Annotated in this window: 5 protein-coding genes and 1 tRNA gene; 5 read left to right on the top strand and 1 reads right to left on the bottom strand. The window is 67.6% G+C overall.

Annotated features, from left to right (window positions below; translation table 11 throughout):
- Window positions 1–196, top strand: a 196-nt coding sequence (locus K9U40_RS14240) for a transposase (RefSeq protein ID WP_282890830.1), incomplete at its 5' end; no start/stop codon positions are given.
- Window positions 197–722: 526 nt separating this feature from the next.
- Here the strand turns inward: K9U40_RS14240 and K9U40_RS14235 are convergent.
- Window positions 723–799, bottom strand: a tRNA-Arg gene (locus K9U40_RS14235).
- Window positions 800–950: 151 nt separating this feature from the next.
- Here K9U40_RS14235 and K9U40_RS14230 point away from each other — a divergent pair.
- The 4 genes from K9U40_RS14230 to rpsA all read left to right on the top strand — a co-directional run bounded on the left by K9U40_RS14230 (window position 951) and on the right by rpsA (window position 6317).
- The gene (locus K9U40_RS14230; RefSeq protein WP_282890829.1) at window positions 951–1955 is read left to right on the top strand and encodes a hypothetical protein; all 1005 of its coding nucleotides are present in this window, start codon (window positions 951–953) and stop codon (window positions 1953–1955) included.
- Between the two features lie 21 nt (window positions 1956–1976).
- Window positions 1977–3530: a M48 family metalloprotease gene (locus K9U40_RS14225; protein ID WP_414114929.1), complete on the top strand. Its 1554-nt coding sequence runs from the start codon at window positions 1977–1979 to the stop codon at window positions 3528–3530.
- A gap of 117 nt (window positions 3531–3647) precedes the next feature.
- Complete coding sequence (locus K9U40_RS14220) at window positions 3648–4163, top strand: universal stress protein (RefSeq protein ID WP_282890828.1); 516 nt, start codon at window positions 3648–3650, stop codon at window positions 4161–4163.
- A 438-nt stretch (window positions 4164–4601) separates the two neighbouring features.
- Window positions 4602–6317, top strand: coding sequence for a 30S ribosomal protein S1 (rpsA, locus tag K9U40_RS14215; protein ID WP_282890827.1), 1716 nt, complete (start codon window positions 4602–4604; stop codon window positions 6315–6317).
- Window positions 6318–6329: the final 12 nt, after the last annotated feature.

Genomic DNA, 6329 nt, shown 5'->3' with positions numbered 1-6329 from the left:
CCGTATCGCCCGCCGCGGCGTCGACAGTTCTGAGCACCTCGGCAAGCACCGATGGGTGGTTGAGCGCACCTTCGCCTGGATCAACCAGTTCCGGCGCCTCGCCATCCGATACGAGCGCCACGCCGATCTCTACCGCGCATTCTGCGTCCTCGCCGCCGCAATCATATGCTTCAGAGCCATCGCCAAGTTTTGTTAGGCGCTCTTAGCGCAAGCTGCACACATGAAAAAGTCCGCTGGCGAGCGCGGGCTGGGCAGGGATGAAAAGCTCCGCAGGAGTGGAGCTATAATAGATGGGCCTCACGGATGCGGGGCATAGTCAGGTCCCGAATTTGGGGTTGGCCCCATCGGGTTTGAGCGCTGGCCCACGGAAAACCTAGGGTTCGAGAGCTGACACCCGCCGACAGCCGCCAGCATCACGGCCATGATCACCACTCGCCCTATCGCGCCCATTCTGACCCCCCAACCTTGACTATGCAACCATAGCGCTACTGTCGTCGCTGAACATGCGGCGAAGTAGCATGATGCAATAGCGCCGATCCCGAATTGGGCATGGAGCCGGCCTAACGGTCGCGTCCCACCCAATCCCGCCTGATCCCGGCAAATCCCGCTTCGGTCCACCACGGACCACCACGAGCTAACGCATGTGCTGGGGCAGATGCTGGGGCATGGGAATTTTATGTCAAAAATTATGATTTAAAATCATATATTTAGACATAAAACTATGGTGTCCCGGAAGGGATTCGAACCCCTGACCTGCGGTTTAGGAAACCGCTGCTCTATCCTGCTGAGCTACCGGGACACGCCCCTCTTCTAGAACGAGCCGCCGCGGGAGGAAAGGGTATCGGACAGGTGGCGGGAAAGGCGACGGTGGAAAGAGGGCGTAAGGAGAGTTGATCGCCGCGCCCCCATGGCCGCTCCCCCGCCACCGTCTCTTCAGGTATCGTCGGGGCATGCAATCGCGCCCCTCCGACACCCGCTTCACCTGCGACGGCAGCGCGAAGGCTCCGGCGGCTTGGCGCAAACCGGGCCTGCGCCGCACCGCAGCACGTCTTGCCCCGCTCGCCTTGGCCCAGCTCGCCTTGGCCCAGCTCGCCTTGGCCCCGCTCGCCCTGGCCACCATCATCCTCGCGGGACCAGCGCTGGCCGCGCCGAAGGGCGAACGACATAACCCCGCCTGTACCACGCCGGCGCAGGCGGAACAGCGCGCCGGCGCCGCAGTCGGCCTCGGCGCCCGCTGGTCGGATGCGGGCGCCCTCATCCTCGACGACGGGCGCCGGCTGGTGCCGGAAGGCATCGTACTGCCCTCGCGGCTCGCGGTGGATGCCGCCCTGCCCCGCGCATCCGCAAGCGCGGCCCGCACCGTGCTCGACACCTGCCTGGTCCATCCCGGCACCGGCCACACGGACCGGCACGGGCGCCTGTCAGGACCCGCGGGGCTGATCTGTCCGGGCCGGGACGACGGGACGGAGCAGGACCTCGCGACAGCCCTGCTGCGCGCGGGCGCCGGCTATGCCCAGCCGGCAGCGGCGGCGGATGGTTGCCTGGACCAGCGGCTGGCGGCGGAAAACGAAGCCCGCGCGGCGGGGCGCGGCATCTGGGCCCAGCCGTCCGCCGTGGCACAAGCCGCCGACGAGGAGGCCGTGGCGATCCGCTCGGGCCTGTTCGCCGTAGCGGAAGGACGCGTTCTCGCGGCCGGTGGAACGCGGGAACGAATCTTTCTCAATTTCGGGGCAAGCTGGCGGCAAGATTTCACTGCGATGATCGAGAGGGAGGATTTCGCCACAATCATGGGCGATAGCCTAGATCCGGCCATGTTGCGCGGCACTCTGGTGCGGGTGCGCGGCGTGGTGAGGGCGGAAGGGGGACCTGCCATGGCCTTGCGACAAGCGGGCCAGATCGCCCTTCTGTCAGGCCGCGAGGTCCGCGCGTCGCGCTCCAGGCGCGACGCAAAGTGAAACGGGCGTGCGAGGTTTTCGGTGCGTGAAGTGAGGCGAGACGGTCCAGACGGCAGGACGCAGGCACGGCGGGCGACGCATCCCGCGGCCGGGCGCGCCACATGCCGTTGGGGCAGGCTCGCCCGGGCGCTCCCGCTTCTGTTCCCGCTCTGGCTTTCGGCCTGCGCCGGCCTCGACCTCGAGCAGGCCAGCGTGCCCCTGACCTCCGCCAGCGCGGCCTCCGAGTTCGCGGACATGTCGCCGGCCCAGCGCCGCGAGCACGAGCGGCTCGTGGCCAGCTATGGCGGCGCCTATAACGACCCCGAGCTCAAGGCCCTGATCCAGCAGGTGGTGGAGCGCCTTGTGGCGGCCTCCGAGCGGCCCGACCTGAAATACCGCGTCACGGTGCTCAACTCCCCGGCCATCAACGCCTTCGCCCTGCCCGACGGCTCCCTCTACGTCACGCGGGGCCTGCTGTCGCTGGCCAACGACACCTCGGAACTGTCCTCCGTGCTCGCCCACGAGATGGCCCACGTCATCGCCCGCCACGCCACCATCCGCGAGGACCAGGTGAAGCAGGCGGTGCTGGTGAGCCGGGTCATCTCCGACGTGGTGAACGATCCCGACCTCGGGGCGCTGGCCATGCAGAAGAGCCGGCGCACGCTGGCCTCGTTCTCCCGCGGGCAGGAGCTTGAGGCCGACGCCATCGGGGTCGGCATCGCCGCGCGCGCGGGCTTCGACCCTTACGGCGCCTCGCGCTTCCTCACCGACATGGGCCGTTTCGGCGACCTGAAGAGCGCCGCCTTCTCCGGCTCGTCCTCCACCACGCCGGACATGGACTTCCTGTCGTCCCATCCGGCGACGCCGGAGCGCATCTCCATCGCCATCGCCAATGCCCGGCAATATGCCAACGGCGCCCCCCAGGGCGACGGCGAGCGCGACCGCAACGCCTATCTCTCCGCCATCGACGGCATGGTCTATGGCGACGATCCCAAGGAAGGCTTCGTGCGCGGGCGAAGGTTCTTCCATCCCAAGCTCGGCTTCACCTTCACCGCGCCCGAGGGCTTCTCGCTGGAGAACACCTCCCAGGCGGTGCTCGGCGCCACCCAGACCGGGCGCGAGGCGCTGCGCCTCGATGCGGTGCGCGTGGCCCCCGACCAGTCGCTGGCGCAGTATCTGTCCTCCGGCTGGGTCGAGGGGGTGGAGATCAACACGGTGGAGAGCCTCACCGTCAACGGCTTCACCGCCGCCACCGCCATCGCCCGCGGCGACCAGTGGTCGTTCCGCATGTTCGCCATCCGCTTCGGCTCGGACGTGTACCGCCTCATCTTCGCGGCGCGAGAGCTGACCCCGGAGTTGGACAAGCAGTTCCGTGCCGCCGCCGACACCTTCCGCCGCGTCTCCTCCGGCGAGGCGGAGACGGTGAAGCCGCTCCGGGTGCGCATCGTCACGGCGGGGCTCGGCGACAGCGTGGAGAAGATGTCCGGCCGCATGCAGGTGCCGGACCGCCCCACCGAGCGGTTCCTGATCCTCAACGGGCTCGATTCGGCGGCCAAGCTCAAGTACGGCGAGAAGGTGAAGATCATCGCCGAGTAAGCGCGGGCGGAACCCCGGAGCCATGATCACGCGGTCGTTCCCGCCGAGTTGATCGCCGTCAAGCCGCAGCCGGCGGGATATTTGCTATCATTCTCCTTTCCGTATGGGGAGGAGACGATGTTCAGGAACATCCTCGTCGCAACCGACGGCTCGGCCCTTTCCGACCTCGCCGTGTCCCAGGCCGTGGAGCTTGCCGCGGCCCTCCATGCGCGCCTCGTCGTCATGACCGCCAGCGAGCCGTTTCATCTGCTCACCACCGAGGCGGAGCAGATCGCCGACACCGAGGACGAATACCGCATCCACATGCAGCACCGCGCCGACCGCATCCTCGGCGCGGCGGCGGAGAAGGCAGCCTCCCACGGCGTGGAGACGGCCACGGTGCACGTCGACAGCGACCATCCGCACGAGGCCATCATCGCCACCGCCACGGGCGAGCACTGCGACCTCATCGTGATGGCCTCCCACGGCCGGCGGGGGTTTTCCGCCCTGGTGCTGGGCAGCGAGACCACCAAGGTGCTCACCCATTCCACCATCCCGGTGCTGGTGGTCCGGGCGGAAGGCATGCCAGCGCAACCGGTGACGGCTGCCGGCCACGCCTTTCCCGGCGCCGCTTTCTCCGCGCGCCGGGACTGAGCCCCGACGCGCCCGTCGTCCCCTCCCGATCCCGGACGCAAGCCCGGGATCGCCCCCTCTCCGCGCTCCCCGCACGCGGAGAGGGGGTATTGGGCGGCGCGCCAGTGGCGGCACGCCAGAGCCGATGGGCCGCTTGCCCTTGCGTTGCAGGGCATTTTGCCCTATGTCAGCGCCGTCCGAGGCTGTGTTCCCAAAAAGCTGGGAGCCGCCCGGGCGGGCAGGGGTTCGCGGGATACGCGGCCCTGATCGTCGGAGGCAGCCCGCCCTGGCTTTCGCTGAGCGCGCATCGCGACACCCAATTCATCGCCCGTACCGCCCGGCTCATGCGCCGGCCCGCCGCCTTGCGGCGGCCGTTCGCCATTCCCCATGGAATGACGGACATCCGAGCGGTTCGGGCCTCGCAACGCGAGATGCCGGCGCAAGAAGTCTGGAGCGTGAATGTCCGCCGTAGAAACCACCCGTGATGATTTCGCCGCCCTGCTCGACGAGAGCTTCGGCCGCGCCGATGTGAACGAAGGTGCCGTCGTCAAGGGCATCGTGGTCGCCATCGAGAAGGATCTGGCGATCATCGACATCGGCCTCAAGACCGAGGGCCGCGTGGCCCTGCGCGAGTTCGCCGGCCCCGGCCGCGAGAGCGCCATCAAGGTCGGCGACGAGGTCGAGGTCTATCTCGAGCGCGTCGAGAACGCCATGGGCGAGGCCGTCCTCTCGCGCGACAAGGCGCGCCGCGAGGAGAGCTGGATCAAGCTCGAGAAGGCGTTCACCGCCAACGAGAAGGTGTTCGGCGTCATCTTCAACCAGGTGAAGGGCGGCTTCACCGTCGATCTCGACGGCGCCGTGGCCTTCCTGCCGCGCTCCCAGGTGGACATCCGCCCGATCCGCGACGTCGGCCCGCTGATGCACAACCAGCAGCCGTTCCAGATCCTCAAGATGGACCGCCGCCGCGGCAACATCGTGGTCTCCCGCCGCACCGTGCTGGAAGAGACCCGCGCCGAGCAGCGCCACGAGCTAGTCCAGAACCTCGAGGAAGGCCAGGCCATCGACGGCGTGGTGAAGAATATCACCGATTACGGTGCGTTCGTTGACCTCGGCGGCATCGACGGCCTGCTGCACGTCACCGACATCGCCTGGCGCCGCGTGAACCACCCCACCGAAGTGCTGAACATCGGCCAGACGGTGAAGGTGAAGATCATCAAGATCAACCACGAGACCCACCGCATCTCGCTCGGCATGAAGCAGCTCCTGGGCGATCCCTGGGAGGGCATCGAGGCCAAGTATCCGGTGGAGGCCCGCTTCAAGGGTCGCGTCACCAACATCACCGACTACGGCGCGTTCGTGGAGCTGGAGCCGGGCATCGAAGGCCTCATCCACGTTTCCGAAATGTCGTGGACCAAGAAGAACGTCCATCCCGGCAAGATCGTCTCCACCTCCCAGGAGGTCGAAGTGCAGGTGCTGGAAGTGGACAGCGCCAAGCGCCGCATCTCGCTCGGTCTCAAGCAGACCCTCCAGAACCCCTGGGAGGCCTTCGCCGAGAAGTATGCCCCCGGCGCGGTGGTGGAAGGCGAGGTCAAGAACAAGACCGAGTTCGGCCTGTTCCTCGGCCTCGACGGCGACGTGGACGGCATGGTCCACCTCTCCGACCTCGACTGGAACCGTCCGGGCGAGCAGGTGATCGACGAATACCGCAAGGGCGACATGGTGAAGGCCGTGGTGCTCGATGTGGACGTCGAGAAGGAGCGCATCTCCCTCGGCATCAAGCAGCTTGCCGGCGATCCCTTCGCCGATGCGGGCGAGGTGAAGAAGGGTGCCATCGTCACCTGCGAAGTTACCGACGTGAAGGATGGCGGCATCGAGGTGAAGCTCACCGGCACCGACCTGTCGGCCTTCATCAAGCGTTCCGAACTCGCCCGCGAGCGCAACGACCAGCGCCCCGAGCGCTTCTCGGTGGGCGACAAGCTGGATGCCCGCGTCACCCTGTTCGACCGCAAGGCGCGCAAGGTGCAGGTCTCCATCAAGGCGATGGAGATCGCCGAGGAGAAGGAGGCCGTGGCCCAGTACGGCTCGCAGGACTCCGGCGCGTCGCTCGGCGACATCCTCGGCGCGGCGCTCAAGCAGCGCGCGGCCGGCGGCGAGGCCGACGAGAAGGAAGACTGATCGCATCCCTCG

The sequence above is a fragment of the Xanthobacter autotrophicus genome (genome assembly GCF_030015065.1).
Lineage (GTDB): Bacteria > Pseudomonadota > Alphaproteobacteria > Rhizobiales > Xanthobacteraceae > Xanthobacter > Xanthobacter autotrophicus_D.
The sequence above is the reverse complement of the archived record's forward strand: the minus strand, read 5'-3'. Positions and strand labels throughout refer to the sequence as shown.